The sequence below is a fragment of the Anaeromonas frigoriresistens genome, from assembly GCF_016820655.1.
Lineage (GTDB): Bacteria > Bacillota > Clostridia > Tissierellales > SIT17 > Anaeromonas > Anaeromonas frigoriresistens.
The window spans coordinates 12,606-28,068 of record NZ_WSFT01000025.1 but is presented as its reverse complement, the minus strand read 5'-3'; the positions used below and the strand labels follow the sequence as shown (position 1 = coordinate 28,068).

At 28.6% G+C, this 15,463-nt stretch carries 13 protein-coding genes and 1 other annotated feature; all 13 genes read left to right on the top strand.

The annotated features are described in order from the left end of the window. Positions 1–22: 22 nt before the first annotated feature. The 13 genes from GOQ27_RS05900 to GOQ27_RS05840 all read left to right on the top strand — a co-directional run bounded on the left by GOQ27_RS05900 (position 23) and on the right by GOQ27_RS05840 (position 15,378). Positions 23–562 carry a cell division protein ZapA gene (locus tag GOQ27_RS05900; RefSeq protein WP_203365913.1) on the top strand — a complete coding sequence of 180 codons (540 nt, stop codon included), beginning with the start codon at positions 23–25 and terminating at the stop codon, positions 560–562. 67 nt (positions 563–629) lie between these two features. Beyond that, positions 630–1,256 (top strand): DUF421 domain-containing protein, encoded by a 627-nt coding sequence (locus GOQ27_RS05895; RefSeq protein ID WP_203365912.1) that lies wholly within the window; start codon positions 630–632, stop codon positions 1,254–1,256. A gap of 41 nt (positions 1,257–1,297) precedes the next feature. Further along, positions 1,298–3,739, top strand: a complete 2,442-nt coding sequence (locus tag GOQ27_RS05890; protein WP_484477104.1) for a U32 family peptidase — start codon at positions 1,298–1,300, stop codon at positions 3,737–3,739. Positions 3,740–3,751: 12 nt separating this feature from the next. Further along, positions 3,752–6,130: an endonuclease MutS2 gene (locus GOQ27_RS05885; protein ID WP_203365927.1), complete on the top strand. Its 2,379-nt coding sequence runs from the start codon at positions 3,752–3,754 to the stop codon at positions 6,128–6,130. An 8-nt stretch (positions 6,131–6,138) separates the two neighbouring features. Further along, complete coding sequence (locus GOQ27_RS05880; protein ID WP_203365910.1) at positions 6,139–6,579, top strand: 2-thiouracil desulfurase family protein; 441 nt, start codon at positions 6,139–6,141, stop codon at positions 6,577–6,579. Positions 6,580–6,642: 63 nt separating this feature from the next. Further along, the gene (locus GOQ27_RS05875; protein ID WP_203365909.1) at positions 6,643–7,605 is read left to right on the top strand and encodes a P1 family peptidase; all 963 of its coding nucleotides are present in this window, start codon (positions 6,643–6,645) and stop codon (positions 7,603–7,605) included. Positions 7,606–7,639: 34 nt separating this feature from the next. After that, on the top strand, positions 7,640–8,656 hold the full coding sequence (locus tag GOQ27_RS05870) for an alpha-hydroxy-acid oxidizing protein (protein ID WP_203365908.1): 1,017 nt from the start codon (positions 7,640–7,642) through the stop codon (positions 8,654–8,656). Positions 8,657–8,791: 135 nt separating this feature from the next. Then, positions 8,792–8,999, top strand: a binding site (T-box leader). A 52-nt stretch (positions 9,000–9,051) separates the two neighbouring features. Then, positions 9,052–10,752, top strand: a complete 1,701-nt coding sequence (argS, locus tag GOQ27_RS05865; RefSeq protein ID WP_203365907.1) for an arginine--tRNA ligase — start codon at positions 9,052–9,054, stop codon at positions 10,750–10,752. Positions 10,753–10,857: 105 nt separating this feature from the next. Further along, a complete protein-coding gene (locus tag GOQ27_RS05860) occupies positions 10,858–12,408 on the top strand; it encodes a WG repeat-containing protein (RefSeq protein ID WP_203365906.1) in 1,551 nt (516 codons plus the stop codon). A gap of 139 nt (positions 12,409–12,547) precedes the next feature. Continuing rightward, the gene (locus GOQ27_RS05855) at positions 12,548–13,618 is read left to right on the top strand and encodes a LiaI-LiaF-like domain-containing protein (protein ID WP_203365905.1); all 1,071 of its coding nucleotides are present in this window, start codon (positions 12,548–12,550) and stop codon (positions 13,616–13,618) included. 47 nt (positions 13,619–13,665) lie between these two features. Next, a complete protein-coding gene (locus tag GOQ27_RS05850) occupies positions 13,666–14,232 on the top strand; it encodes an RNA polymerase sigma factor (RefSeq protein WP_203365904.1) in 567 nt (188 codons plus the stop codon). Further along, positions 14,222–14,674 (top strand): anti-sigma factor family protein, encoded by a 453-nt coding sequence (locus GOQ27_RS05845; RefSeq protein WP_203365903.1) that lies wholly within the window; start codon positions 14,222–14,224, stop codon positions 14,672–14,674. The genes GOQ27_RS05850 and GOQ27_RS05845 overlap by 11 nt, the downstream gene beginning before the upstream one ends. After that, positions 14,671–15,378 (top strand): hypothetical protein, encoded by a 708-nt coding sequence (locus GOQ27_RS05840; protein WP_203365902.1) that lies wholly within the window; start codon positions 14,671–14,673, stop codon positions 15,376–15,378. Before GOQ27_RS05845 ends, GOQ27_RS05840 begins: the two co-directional genes overlap by 4 nt. The last annotated feature ends 85 nt before the right edge of the window (positions 15,379–15,463 follow it).

Here is a 15,463-nt window from a genome sequence, read left to right as displayed (position 1 = left end):
CCATATTAAAGGAGAGGATTTTATGACTAATAAAAGAAAAGTCATAGTTAAAATAAATGGACAAGACTATACTGTAATAGGAGAAGAATCAGAAGAATATATACAACATATTGCTAATTATATAGATAAAAAAATGAAAGAAATAATTAATCATAATAATAAATTTAGTCAGTCTATGGCAGCAATATTAACTGCATTTACAATAACAGATGAATTCTATAGAGTTAAACTACAATTAGAGGATTTAGAAGAGGAAGTAAAAGAACCATTAAAAGAATTAGAAGAACTAAAAAAAGAAATAGTGAATATTAAAGCAAATTATAACAAAGTAAAAGAAGAAAGAAATGAATATAGGGAAAAGCTATACGACGTTAGAAATGAAAAGGATAAGACCTCTAATCTAATTAAAGATTACGAGAATTCTTTAGAATTAAAGGAATCAGAATTAGAAGATAGCCAAAAGATGATAAATGGCTTACAAAATAAATTATTTGAAAATCAAGTGGAGTTAGTTCAGTTAAAAAAAGAATTAGAAGAAATAAAAAAAGAGTATGATAAATAGATTATAGAATAAAAAGACTCCTCTAGTTTAAAATATATAGTAATATTGATTAACTGGAGGAATAAATATGCATAATCATTTAACACAAGATCCTATTTATTTAGCACGAGCAGTTGGTGTCTACTTTTTAGCATTAATAACAGTAAGGTTAATGGGAAAAAGATCAATAGGCGAATTAGGAGCATTTGATTTTGTTTTAATGACAGGTATAGGACATATTATGAGTGCTGTAGCCTTGGAAAGAAAAATCCCTTTTCATGATGGAATTTTAGTTTTAGTAACAATAGCATTGCTTGAGATTGTTTTAGCTATTTTTTCCTATAAAAGTAGAAAATTTGGAAAGTTAATTGAAGGGAAGCCTAGATATTTAATTCGTGATGGTAAGATATTAAAAGAAAATATGAGAAAAGAAAAATTTAATCTATATGATTTAAGACAAGAATTAAGAAAATTAGGAGTAGATAATGAAAAAGAAGTGAAGAAAGCTATAATTGAAGCCTGTGGGAAATTTAGTGTGATTTTAAAAGAAGAAGAAGAACCCATTAAAAGAAAAGATCTAGGTGTATTTAAAGAGGATGACAGACCACAATATATAGACAAAAAATTCTATGAGATTAGATCAGAAATAGATAGGTTAAATACTACTTTAAATAATCTTTGCATAGAAGTAAGAAAGTTGCGCAATGGGGAGTAGAAATTACTCTTTCATTTTTTATATATAAATTATTTTAAAGGATGATATATTTGGATAATGTAGAATTATTGGCTCCAGTAGGAAGTAAAGAATCACTATATTTAGCAATAATAAATGGTGCAGATGCAGTGTATTTAGGAGGAAAAGCATTTAATGCAAGACAATATGCTTCAAATTTTGATAATGATGAATTAATATCAGCAGTGAAAATTGCTCATATAATGGGTGTAAAGGTGTACGTAACATTAAATATACTTTTAAAAGAAAATGAATTAGAAGATGTAATGGATTATATACTATTTTTATATAACATAGATGTAGATGCTCTTATAATACAAGATCTAGGTTTAACAAGGATTATAAAAAGAGTATTACCAGATTTTGAAATTCATGCAAGTACTCAAATGACAATAAACAACACTGAAGGAGTAAAGTTTGCTGAAGAATTAGGATTTGAAAGAGTGGTATTATCAAGAGAAGTATCGGTAGATGACATTAGGAAAATTAAAAGAAATACAAATATAGAATTAGAAGGATTTGTACATGGAGCCTTATGTATATCTTACTCAGGACAATGTTTGTTAAGTAGCATAATAGGAGGAAGAAGTGGAAACAGAGGTAGATGTGCACAGCCTTGTAGAATGAATTATTCATTACTTAATATAAGGAATAGTAAAATTATAAATGGAACACAAGAAAAACATTTGCTCAGTCCCAAGGACTTAAATACAATAGAAAATTTAGATGAAATTATTCATGCAGGGATTACATCTCTTAAAATAGAAGGTAGAATGAAAAGACCAGAATATGTAGCTACTATTGTATCTAAATATCGAAAAAAGTTAGACTATATATTAGGCAAAACAGAGAAGGATATTAATAAGATTGATATAAGGGAAATTGAGCAAATTTTTAATAGAGAATTTACAAAAGGCTTTATATTGAAGGAAGAGTCTAAAGATATAATAAATATAGACAAATCAAATAATTCAGGAATAAAAGCAGGAAAAGTTATTAAAACGAAAAAAGATATTATATATATAAAGCTAGAAGAAGATTTGAGAGTCAATGATGGAATAGAAATTAGAGATAATAGCAAAGATATAGGGTTTAAAATAGATGTTTTATATAATAAGAATGAAAACAAAGTAGATATGGTTAAAAAAGGTAATGTAGCAATAGTGAAAGTGAAAAACAACCCTATTAATGATGGAATTGTTTATAAAACAGCAGACTCTAAATTATTAGAAGAATCTATGGAACCTATCAAGCGAGGTTTTCAAGGTAACATATCAATCAATATGGCTATAGAATTAAAACTTCATACTTTGCCTAAATTATATCTTTGGGATAATGAGGGGAACCATATTGAGGTAAGAGGAATTAATAATGTTGAAAAAGGAGAGAAAATATCTCTAACTAAAGATAAAGTTATTGAACAAATGTCTAAACTAGGTAATACACTATATTTATTAAATAGTATTGAAATAAATATGGATGAAGGAATAATGGTTAGGTTAGGAGAACTTAATAAATTAAGAAGAGAAGCAATTAGAGCACTAGATAGTAAGAAGGAAGTAATGAATAATCGAGTAGTTTTAGATAGTTTAGATAAAACTATTTTGCTTAATAATAAAAAGAATAGTACTAAACAAAAAAAATTAGCTATAAAAGTGAAATCCTATGATCAATTTGAAAGATTAGATTTAGATAGAGTAGATAGGATATATCTAGATTTTTATAAAGATCTTAATAAAGCTTTAGAGAAGCTTAATAAAATATTGGTAGAGAAATATATTTCCTTAGATAGAATTATTGAAGATGTTGAATTTGTAGAGATTAAAGAAAAAATTATGAAAATCGAAAAAAATATAGATGGAATATCGGTATCAAATTTAGGATCTCTAAATTTTGTGAAAAATAACTTTGCAACAAAGATTCATTGTGATATAGGAATTAATATTTATAATAGTCAGGGATTAGAACTTCTAATGGAGAAAGGAGTAGAAAGTGCAACATTATCCCCAGAATTAACTAATAATGAAATTAAAGAGATCTATAGAAAGAGTGGTATGGAAGTAGAAGTAAATGCTTATGGTTATTTACCTGTAATGTTTACAAAGTATTGTCCTTCCACTCCAGTATCTAATTGTACTGGCAATAGTTGTGAAGTGTGTGGAACTAGTGATTTAGCACTAGTAGATAGAAAAAACATGAAGTTTAGATTTCATAGAAGTAAAAATTTAACTACAATATATAATAGTCAACCAATTTTTGTATTAGATAAATTAGATAAAATAAATAGTATAGATATTATTAGGCTTGATTTTACTTTTGATGATGAATTGATTGAAGAAGTTCAGAAAAAATATTATGACAATATAAATAACAAATTAGATTTAGGAGATATCAAAATATTAAAAGAAAATTTAAATGAAAGAAATGGGTATACAAGAGGACATTTATTTAGAGGGGTGTTGTAAAAGGTGATAGGTATTAACGATAAATCTTTAAAGACCTTAGAGTATTTTAAAATAATTGAAATACTTGATAAAAAAGCAGAATCTTCATTAGGGAAAGATATAGTAAAAAAACTGCTACCTATGAATGAACTAGAAGATGTTAAGGATGCTCAAGATGAAACAGATGAAGGTACCAGTATAATATTAAGAAGAGGCAATCCACCATTAGGAGGGATATTCAATCTTTCTTCTGAAGTATCTAGAGCTGTAAAAGGTGGTATGCTATATCCTGGGGCTTTATTAAAAATAGGAGATAGTTTAAGGGCTGCTAGAAGGATAAAAGCTTTTATAAGAACTGATAGAGAAGATAGTGATTCTTCTTATCCCATACTAGAAGGATACATCGAAGATCTATCTGCATTTAAAGACTTAGAAGATGAGATAGAAAATGCAATAATAAGTGAGGAAGAAATATCTGACAATGCAAGTTCCACACTAAGATCAATTCGAAGACAAATTGAAACTAAAAATGCTTCTATTAAAAGCAAATTAAATTCAATAATAAATTCATCTAATAACAAAAAACTATTGCAAGATAGTATAATTACCTTAAGAAATGATAGATATGTGGTACCAGTAAAACAAGAAAATAGGTCTCAATTTCCAGGGTTAGTTCATGATCAATCTTCTAGTGGAGCAACTTTGTTTATAGAGCCAATGGCCATTGTCAATCTTAATAATGAATTAAAAGAATTAAAGGTGGAAGAAAACAAAGAAATTGAAAGAATTTTAAAAGACTTTAGTGAAAAGGTAGCTCTTATAGCAGATGATATAATTGAAAACCAAAAAATATTAGCTAAGATAGACTTTATTTTTGCTAAAGGTAAACTAGCATTAGAAATGGGCGGTATTAAGCCCACATTGAATAATGAAGGTCAAATATATATAAAAAATGGAAGACATCCTCTAATACCAAAAAATGAAGTTGTAGCAAATGATATCTATCTAGGTAGAGATTTCAATTCTTTGATTATTACAGGACCAAATACAGGGGGAAAAACTGTCACATTAAAAACAGTAGGATTATTAACTTTAATGACTCAAGCGGGGCTTCATATTCCCAGTGACCATGGTAGCCATATGGCCATATTTAATAATGTGTTTGCTGATATTGGCGATGAACAAAGTATAGAGCAGAGTTTAAGTACTTTTTCATCTCATATGACTAATATAGTAAATATTATAGATAACGTAGAATATAATAGCCTGGTATTATTTGATGAATTAGGGGCAGGTACTGATCCTACAGAAGGGGCAGCTTTAGCTATGTCTATTTTAGACTATTTATACAGTAGAAAGATAACAACTATAGCTACTACCCACTATAGTGAACTAAAATTATATGCTATATCTACAGAAGGTATAGAGAATGCATCTGTAGAATTTGATGTAGAATCGTTGAGTCCTACATATAAATTGTTAATAGGTATACCAGGAAAATCTAACGCTTTTGAGATTTCAAAGAGGTTAGGGTTACAGGATGTTATCATAGAGAAATCTAGAGAATTATTATCTAAAGAAAATATACAATTTGAAGATGTATTAGCAAAGATAGAAACTGATAGAAAAATTAGTGAAGAAAATAAAGCAGAATCTGAGAGATTGAAAAGAGAAATTAATGATCTTAAGGAAGAATTAGAAAATAAGAAAGAAAAAATTGATAAAGTAAGGAAAAACACATTAAGAGAAGCTAAATTAGAAGCAAGAAAAATAATAGAAGAAGCTAAAGCAGAGTCAGATGAAATAATAAAAGAATTAAGAAATATTTCTACAGATATTGAAAAAGAAAGAAATAAAAAGATGCAGGAAGCTAAAGATAAGTTAAGAAATAAATTAGGCAGTATGGAAGAGGATATCTCAGAGAACATACTAGGAAGAACAAATAAAAAGCCACCTAAAAATTTAAAGGTAGGAGATACGGTAAAGCTCTTAAATCTTAATCAAAAGGCTACAGTATTAACAGAACCAGATAGCGGTGGAAACCTTATGGTACAAGCTGGTATTATGAAAGTAAGTGTAAATTTAAGTAATATAGAAAAAGCAAAAGACGAAGATATGAATAAAACACAGAAATCAACTAAAGGGATGGTTAGATCTAAAACAAAATCAATAAAAACAGACCTTGATTTGAGAGGTAGAAATTTAGAAGAAGCAATGTTGGATGTGGATAAGTATTTAGATGATGTATATATAGCAGGGTTAAGTCAAGTTACTATCATTCATGGAAAAGGTACTGGAGTATTAAGAGAAGGAATAAAGCAGCAGCTTAAAAGTCATCGCCATGTGAAAGGTTTTAGGTTAGGAAAATATGGCGAAGGTGGAGTAGGAGTGACGGTAGTAGATTTAAAGTGAGGTGAAATATGTATTTAATAAGTGCATGTCTTGTAGGGGTTAATTGTAAATACAATGGAAAGAACAGTGAGAATAAGAAGCTTATGGAGTTTGTTAAAAATAATAAATCTATTTTAGTATGTCCTGAACAATTAGGAGGGCTGAGTACTCCTCGATTACCTGTTGAAATCGTTGATAGAGTAGATGACAAAAAAATAGTTAGAGATAAATTAGGCAAAGATGTAACTAAAGAATTTTATAAAGGAGCAGAGGAAACTTTAAAAATTGCAAAGTTTTTTGATGCTGAGGTTGCTATTCTAAAAGCTAAAAGCCCCTCCTGTGGATATGGGAAAATATATGATGGTAGTTTTTATGGCAGACTAATTGAGGGAAAAGGTATAACAGCAGAACTTTTAGAAAAAAATGGTATCAAAATATATACTGAAGAAGATATTGAAAAATTAATTTGATAGTTATAAAAATAGAATAGATAAAATCTATTCTATTTTTACGGGTATCTAGGAGGAAAGTATATGGAAGAAATAGGATTGAATGATATAGAAGGAATATATGTAGGAAATGCTGAATATAGAGAAGGTCCAACCGGATGTACAGTTATTATATGTGAAAAAGGAGCAGTAGCTGGTGTAGATGTAAGAGGAGGAGCCCCTGGAACAAGAGAAACTGATTTACTAAAACCTGAAAATTTAGTAGAGAAGATACATTCTGTAGTTTTAAGTGGAGGAAGTGCTTATGGATTAGATGCAGCTACTGGAGTAATGGAATGTTTAGAAGAAAAGGACATAGGATTTAATACAGGAGTAGTAAAAGTTCCAATCGTATGTAGTGCGGTATTATTTGATTTAAATTTAGGTAACCCTAAAATAAGACCAGATAAATCTCTAGGATATAAGGCCTGCATAAATGCATATAAAAACGACTTTAAAGAAGGGTCTTTTGGTGCAGGTACAGGAGCTACTGTTGGAAAACTGTATGGATTAGAAAGAGCAATGAAAGGTGGATTAGGTTGCTATGGTCTTCAAGCAGGGGATTTAAAAGTATTATCAATAGTAGCAGTAAATGCATTAGGAGATATAATAAACACCGAAAAAAATGAGATCGTCGCAGGACTTCTTGATGATAAAATGAATTTCATAGGTACAGAAAATGAGATGTTAAAAAATTATTCTGACAAAAGGAATCTCTTTGGTCAAAATACAACTATAGGTATTGTTATAACTAATGCTAAATTCACAAAGTCACAAGCTAATAAAATAGCTTCAATGGCTCATAATGGATATGGGAGAGCTATAAGACCTTCCCATTCAACTTTTGATGGTGATACTATATTTACAATGAATACAGGGGATATAGAAGCAGACATAAATGCTGTGGGGATCTTATCAGCTATTACTATGGAAAAAGCAATATTAAGAGCTGTGAAATTTGCAGAATCTGAAAGCAATGTAATATCATATAAAGATATAAGAAAATAGTATAATAGATGAAAATATAAGGGGGTAATTTAACATGGATATACAAGAAATAAGAAAAGAAGCAAGAAAAAAAATGAAAGGGTATTGTAGAGTATGCCCTGTATGTAATGGAGTTGCCTGTGCTGGTGAAGTACCTGGAATGGGAGGTAGTATTACAGCTCAATCCTTTAAAAATAATATTAATGAATTAAAGCAAGTGAATTTGAGATTAAGAACTATTCATAATTCTAAAAATCCTAGTACAAATATTAAAATATTGGGTCATAAAATAAGTATGCCTATTATATCTGCACCTGTAACTGGAAGTAGTTTTAATATGGGGGGAGCTTTATCTGAGGAGGAGTACGTAATAGCTGTGATGAAAGGAAGCATAGATGCTGGCACTATAGCAATGACTGGGGACACAGCAGATGCAAGTATGTATCAGGATGGACTAGATGGAATAAGAGGAGTAGATGGAAAAGGTATACCTATTATTAAACCAAGAGAAAATAAAGCTATATTAGAAAAAATTAAAATGGCAGAAAAAATAAATTCTTTAGCTATAGGAGTAGATATAGATGGTGCTGGATTAATAACCATGGCATTAAAAGGTCAGCCTGTAGGACCTAAAACTAAGAAAGAATTAAAGGAGTTAATTGAGTCTACGGAATTACCATTTATCTTAAAAGGAATAATGACTGTGGAAGAGGCAAAAATAGCAGTTGAAATAGGAGCTAAAGCAATTGTGGTGTCAAATCATGGGGGGAGAGTACTTGATCATGTGGAAGGAGTAGCTAAGGTGCTTCCTGAGATAGCTAAAGTTGTAAAAGGTAAAATAACTATTTTAGCTGATGGTGGAATACGTTCTGGAATAGATGTATTCAAAATGATTGCTTTAGGTGCAGATGCTGTTCTTATAGGAAGACCAATAATAATTGGAGCCTATGGTGGACATGAAGAAGGAGTAAAAATAACATTAGAAAAAATGCAGAAGGAACTATTACAAGCAATGATCCTTACTGGTAATAATAATATTGAATCTATTGATAATAATAGTATTAAATATTAACTAAAACAACTAAAATGAATAAAATAGTGTATAAATATACTATAAAGGGTATAATATATAAAATAAATATAAAATTAGTTTGGAAATACTTGATTAGTTAATAATAATATGGTATATTAAATAGAAATTAATAGAGAAAATTCAGTGAAGAGAATAGTAGAATATATTAAGTGTTAAAGAGAGTCAGGGATGGTGGAAGCCTGATACATAAGATATATTTGAATAGAGTCTTGGAGAAGCCATCTGAAATGAGTAAGGTGAGCCGGTTAAACCGTTATTATAGAATGAGTGGGCATGAATGTGTCAATTAGAGTGGTAACACGGGTAAAATCTCGTCTCTTTTAATAAGAGATGGGATTTTTTTATTTATAAAAATTCTTAAGGAGGGATTTTAGATGATAGATTTTAAACAACAAATTGCTGAGTTGATTAATAAAAATGTAGAAGAAATGTCTAAAGAAGAATTATTGGGATTGATTGAAGTTCCACCAAATTATGAAATGGGGGATTATGCTATACCTTGTTTTAAAATGGCAAAGATATTTAGGAAAGCTCCTAATGTTATTTCTCAAGAAATTGTAGAAATGATTGGGGATAATAAATATTTTGAAAAAATACAAAGTGTAGGTCCATATATCAACTTCTTTATTAATAGAGGGGTATTTGCGGAGACAGTATTAAAAGAAGTATATGAGAATAAAGAAAAATATGGAGCTACAGATATTGGTAAGGGTAGAAATGTAATAGTTGAGTTCTCATCTCCTAATATAGCAAAGCCTTTTCACATTGGTCATATAAGAACTACCGTTATAGGACATTCCCTGTACAAAATTTATAATTTTTTAGGATTTAATACTATTGCTATAAATCATCTAGGGGATTATGGAACTCAATTTGGTAAGCTAATTGTTGCATATAAAGAATGGGGAGATAGAGAAATTATAGAAGCTAACCCTATTCCTGAGCTACTTAAGCTATATATTAAGTTCCATGAAGTAGCAGAAGAAAAGCCGGAGTTAGATGATCAAGCTAGAGAATGGTTTCATAAGTTAGAAAATGATGATGTAGAAGCTAGAGAATTATGGCAATGGATTCGAGATGTTAGTTTAAAAGAATTCAACAGAGTATATGACATGTTAAATATTAAATATGATTCCTTTGCTGGGGAAAGCTTTTACTCAGATAAAATGCCTAGAGTAATTGATATAATGAACAAAAAAGAAATATTAAAGGATTCTCAAGGGGCAAGAATCGTGGATTTAGAGCCTTATGGAATGCCACCAGCTCTTATTCAGAAGAGAGATGGCTCCACATTATATATTACCCGTGATATAGCTGCTGCATTATATAGAAAAGAAACCTATGACTTTTATAGGAATATATATGTAGTAGGATCTCAACAAAAATTGCATTTTGAACAGTGGATGAAAATTGTAGAATTAATGGGATTTGAGTGGGCAAATCAATGTATTCATGTTCCATTTGGAATGGTAGCATTAGAAGAAGGTACAATGTCTACTCGTAAGGGTAGAGTAGTATTTTTAGAAGATGTACTTAATAAAGCTGTTGATAAGACAAAAGAAATTATAGAAGAGAAAAGTCCTAATCTAGAAAATAAAGATAAGGTTGCAAAGCAGATAGGAATAGGGGCTGTAGTATTCCAAGAGTTATCTAACAATAGAATAAAAGATTACACATTCTCTTGGGAGAGAACATTAGCCTTTGAGGGAGAGACTGGTCCATATGTTCAGTATACACATGCAAGAGCAACAAGTGTTCTATCAAAAGCTGGTATTGAAGTAACCGATGATATAGATTATTCTCTATTATCAAATGAAGAAGCTATAAATGTAGTTAGATTAATACATGATTTTAAACAAATCGTTATAGATGCTATGGAAAAGGATGAACCATCAATTATAACTCGTCATATAGTAGATTTAGCACAAGCTTTCAATAAATTCTATCATGACTGTCCTATTTTAGTGGATGATGAGGAACTAAAGAAAGCGAGATTACTTTTAGTTAATTCAGCAAAAGGTGTTATAAAAACAGGATTATCTTTAATAGGTGTGGAAGCTCCAGAAAAAATGTAATATAACCATAAAATAGATACCAGATTACTGGTATCTATTTTAAAATAAACATATAAATATGATATAATATGCAAGTATAATTACTTAAAAATTAGGAGCGGTTATATGAAAAGGAAATTTACTTTTATATTAATTATATTTAGTCTGTTACTAGTGTCCTGTACTAGGGACACAATTACAAAAGAAATAAGTTCAGAAGGGGAGCCATATCTACAGGAAATATGGAATTTTTCTGAAGGTTTGGCTGCAGTAATGATTGACTGGAAGTATGGCTATATAAATAAAAATAGAGAGCTAGTTATAGAAGCTAAGTTTGATGAAGCATATGATTTTACTAATGGATTGGCAAAAGTTAAAGCTGGAGAAAAGTATGGCATTATAGATTTTAGAGGTAAATATGTAATAGACCCTATATATGAAGATATAAAACTTTATTCTGAAAATCTTTGGTTAGTTAATTTGGATGGTATGTATGGATTAGTTATGAAAGATGGTAAATCATTATTAGAACCAAAATATAATACAATACTCTCAGCTCTTAATAATATTTATCTAATAGAAATAGAAAATGAATGGGGATATTCTGATGAAAATGGCAATATCATAGTAGAGCCTAAATATCGAGATATAGATTATTATCCCGACAATGAAATGTATATTGTGAATGAGAACGGAAAATGGGGTACACTTGACAAAAATGGAGAAGAATTAATATCACCTGTCTATAGTAATAGGTTATTTTTTAGTGAAGGTTTAGCTCCAGTGAAAATTAACAATAAATATGGTTATATAGATAAAATAGGAAACTTAGTAATTGAACCTCAGTTTGATCATGGAGGTATTTTTTCTGAGAATCTAGCTTGTGTAAATATTAATTACAAGTATGGATATATTAATAAGAAGGGTGAATTTGTAATAGATCCTATATATGATTCTGGGAGTAAATTCGAAAATGGTATTGCTGAGGTAGATTTAAAAGGGTATGAAGGTACTATAGATACTAAAGGTAATAATATCACAGAGTTAAAGTATTATGATATCAGTCCAATGAGGAACAGTCTATTTTCTATATATTTAAATACTGATGAAGGATATAAATATGGAGCGATCAATAGAGAAGGAGAAGAAATAATTTCTCCTAAATATGATTTTATTGAGTATTTTACAGATGATTTATTAAAATTTAAATTAAAAGATAAAATAGGTATTATGAATGAAGAGGGAAGAGTATACTTGGAAGGTGTATTTGATGAAATAAATAGTGAAAAATTTAATTTAATAGAAGTAGTAAGTAATAATAAAAAGGGTATATTTACTGAAAAAGGGATCCAATTAACTGATATAGAATATGATAGCATTGAATATTTTGATGAGTATATGTTAGTAGTTGAAAAAGAGAGCAATAAAGGATTAATAAATACATATGGCAAAAATATTACTGAAATTGAATATGATGATATTAGATTACCTTATAGCAATCGTCAGTTTATTCCAGTAAAAAAGAATGGAAAATGGGGCTTTATTGATAGGGAAGGTAATATATTAATCCAATTAAGATATGATGATGTGAAAAGTTTCTCCGAAGGTCTAGGAGCCGTAAAGATAAAAGATAAATGGGTGTATATTGATAAAAATGAAGAAATTATTATTGAATAAAAATCAATAGGACATAGCATAAAGAAATGAAGTTTAAACTTCATTTCTTTATTTTTATTTTTTTAAAAATAAGTTGAAGGGTTTATAAAAAAGTTGTCGTCTAAACTAATGAAAGCAAATAAAAAAGGAGGGATAAATTATGAAAGTTAAAAAAACAGGAATTAATACTTTGGCAATAACATTAATATCGATAGGTATAATGTCTCTATTGAAAAATTTTATTGATTTTAATGTATGGAAAATAGTATCTATGACTTGGCCATTGATAATAATATTTTTTGGATTAGAGATCATTATAACAAAATTAATTGTTAGTAAAAGTGAAGATGAAATGAAGATGACCATTAGTGTAGGCAGTGTAGTACTACTAGTACTTATATTGATAACAATGAGCGTATCCTCTGGTATATCAAGACTCAATATAAATATAGGTGATGGATTATTTGATTTTTATAAATATAATTCATCATTTGAAAAAGAGTATAATAGAGGGCATGAAGGAGGGTTTGAGAAAATAGATATAAAAAATAGCTTTGGAGATGTAAGCGTTAAATCTCATAGTGAAAGTAACATCTATATAAAAGCATTTATCAATATAAAAAATAACGATGAAGAATATGCTGAAGAAATAGCTAATGAATTAGTATCAATTAGTGACTCAAATAGAATATTAGATATAATTACAAAAACAGAAGATTATCGAACTAATAAGTCCTTAATAAATAATATCGAAGTGAACTTAGAAATACTAGTGCCAAAGGGGGTTGAAGTGAAAATTCTTGATAAGTTTGGAGATGTGGAAGTAGCAGACATAGATAATAAGCTGCAAGTAGAGAATAAACATGGTGATGTTGTTGTTAATAATATACAAGGAGATATAAATGTAGAAAATTCTTTTGGAGAAATTGATTTAGAAAGTGTTAAAGGCAAATTAGATTTAATAAATAAGCATGGTGATATAAAGGTATATATAAATGATAAAATTAACAGTGATATCAATATAAGGAATCAGTTCGGAGATATTACTATGGATATTGACAATAAGCAAGAAGGGAAATTTATTGCAAATGTGAAATTTGGTTCTATAGATACAAATTTTGATTTAAAAATAGAGGAAGAAGTTAATTCTCAGAGAATAAATGATATAAAAGGCGATGATTCAATAATTATTCAATTGGATAATTCCCATGGGGACATCGATATCAATTAGTAGAATATTATTAACTAATAGAGTTTTTTGTTAGGAGGTGGTACTCATTGAATGAAAAGGAGATAGTAGAACAAATCAATAAAGGAGATATTGAGGCTTTTAGATTACTCGTAGATAAATATAAGGATAGAGTATTTTCATGTGCTTATAAATTTACAGGAGATTACTTAGAAGCTCAGGATTTATCTCAAGAAATTTTCTTGAAAATTTATAGAAATATAAAATCTTTTAATAATCAATCAAAGCTATCTACTTGGATCTATAGAGTATCCACAAATATGTGTATTGATTGGAAAAGAAAGAATCAAAAAAAACTAGATTTAATCATAAATAATTTCTCAGGAAATACTGAAATAAGTGATAATATTCTGCCAGAAACAGATATAATCCAGAAGGAAGATAGAAATGGGATAAGGTCTAAAATAGAATCTCTTCCCAATATATATAAAGAAACACTGATATTATATCATTTTTATGAAATGAGTTATAAGGATATTTCAAAGGAATTAAAAATATCAGAAAAAACAGTAGATACTAGATTGTATAGAGGAAGAAGATTATTGAGAGAACACTTAAATAAATACTCATATGGAGGTGAAATTTATGGATTGTAAAGAAGTTCAAAAAAATATAGATAGATATATAGAAAATAAATTGGACATAAAGAATAAAATTTTATTCGAAAATCATATAGACAGTTGTCATATATGTAAAAGAGAATTTGAAGATATAAGATATATTTTTTCTGAGTTAAATGAATCAATCTCAATAAATCCACCACCAAATTTCACAAGTAACATAATGAAGAAGATAAATAAAAATAAGGTTATGACATTTAACAAGAGTAGAAAAATATGGGGAGCTAGTTTAGTAGCAGCTGGTTTTTTGCTTTTTTTTATAAATAATTTTGCTAGTGAAATAGATGTAAATACATTATCAAGAAATCTATATTTAAATTCTATAAATGTCAATAAAAAAATAGTTAAACCTTTTGGGGATATTTCAGAACTAATCAATATACCTTTTGATAGGTTGAATGAGGAGGATATAAAATGAAATGTTATTATCATGAAGATAGAGAAGGGAAATTGAAGTGCGATATTTGTCAAAAGCAAATATGTGAAGAATGTTCGAATAATGAAAAAGATAATATAATTTGCGATGAATGTTTAGCAAAGGAAGTTTTTGATGGAGATACAATAGTAATGGAAACAAAATATAGTAATCATAATAGTAATAGAGAACAAGAAAATATATTAAACAATAATTATTATCCAGTTAAGAGAATTCCAAATTCCTTTTTAGGTTTTATATTTTCATTAGTTCCAGGTGCAGGACATATGTACTTAGGATTAATGAAAAGAGGCGTACAATTAATGATAGCTTTTTTTATGCTATTAGCTATACCTAGTATATTAAACTTTGCAGGATTCATTGGTCTTTTTGCTACAGTAGTATGGTTTTACAGTGTTTTCGATGCATACCATATTAAAAAACGTTTAATGAGAGGAGATATAGTTGAAGATGAATTAGTAGTAGAAATGGATTGGCTTAATATGAACTATTATTATCTAGGATTAGGTCTGTTAATTTTTGGAGGATTAGCTTTACTAAATCAAGGTTTATATTCTTTTCAATATATATTTAATATAGCAACAATTAATATTGGTTTTAAAGTTTTTAGATTTTTAAGAGAAATAACATTACCTATATTATTAATTGTAGCAGGTATTGTATTAATAAAGAGATCAAAGAATTAATAAAAGAAGGCTAGATTTTCTAGTCTTCTTTTATTAATTAGTTAAATTTGCTATACTTATATATAGTTAATTTGAGTGGGAGGAA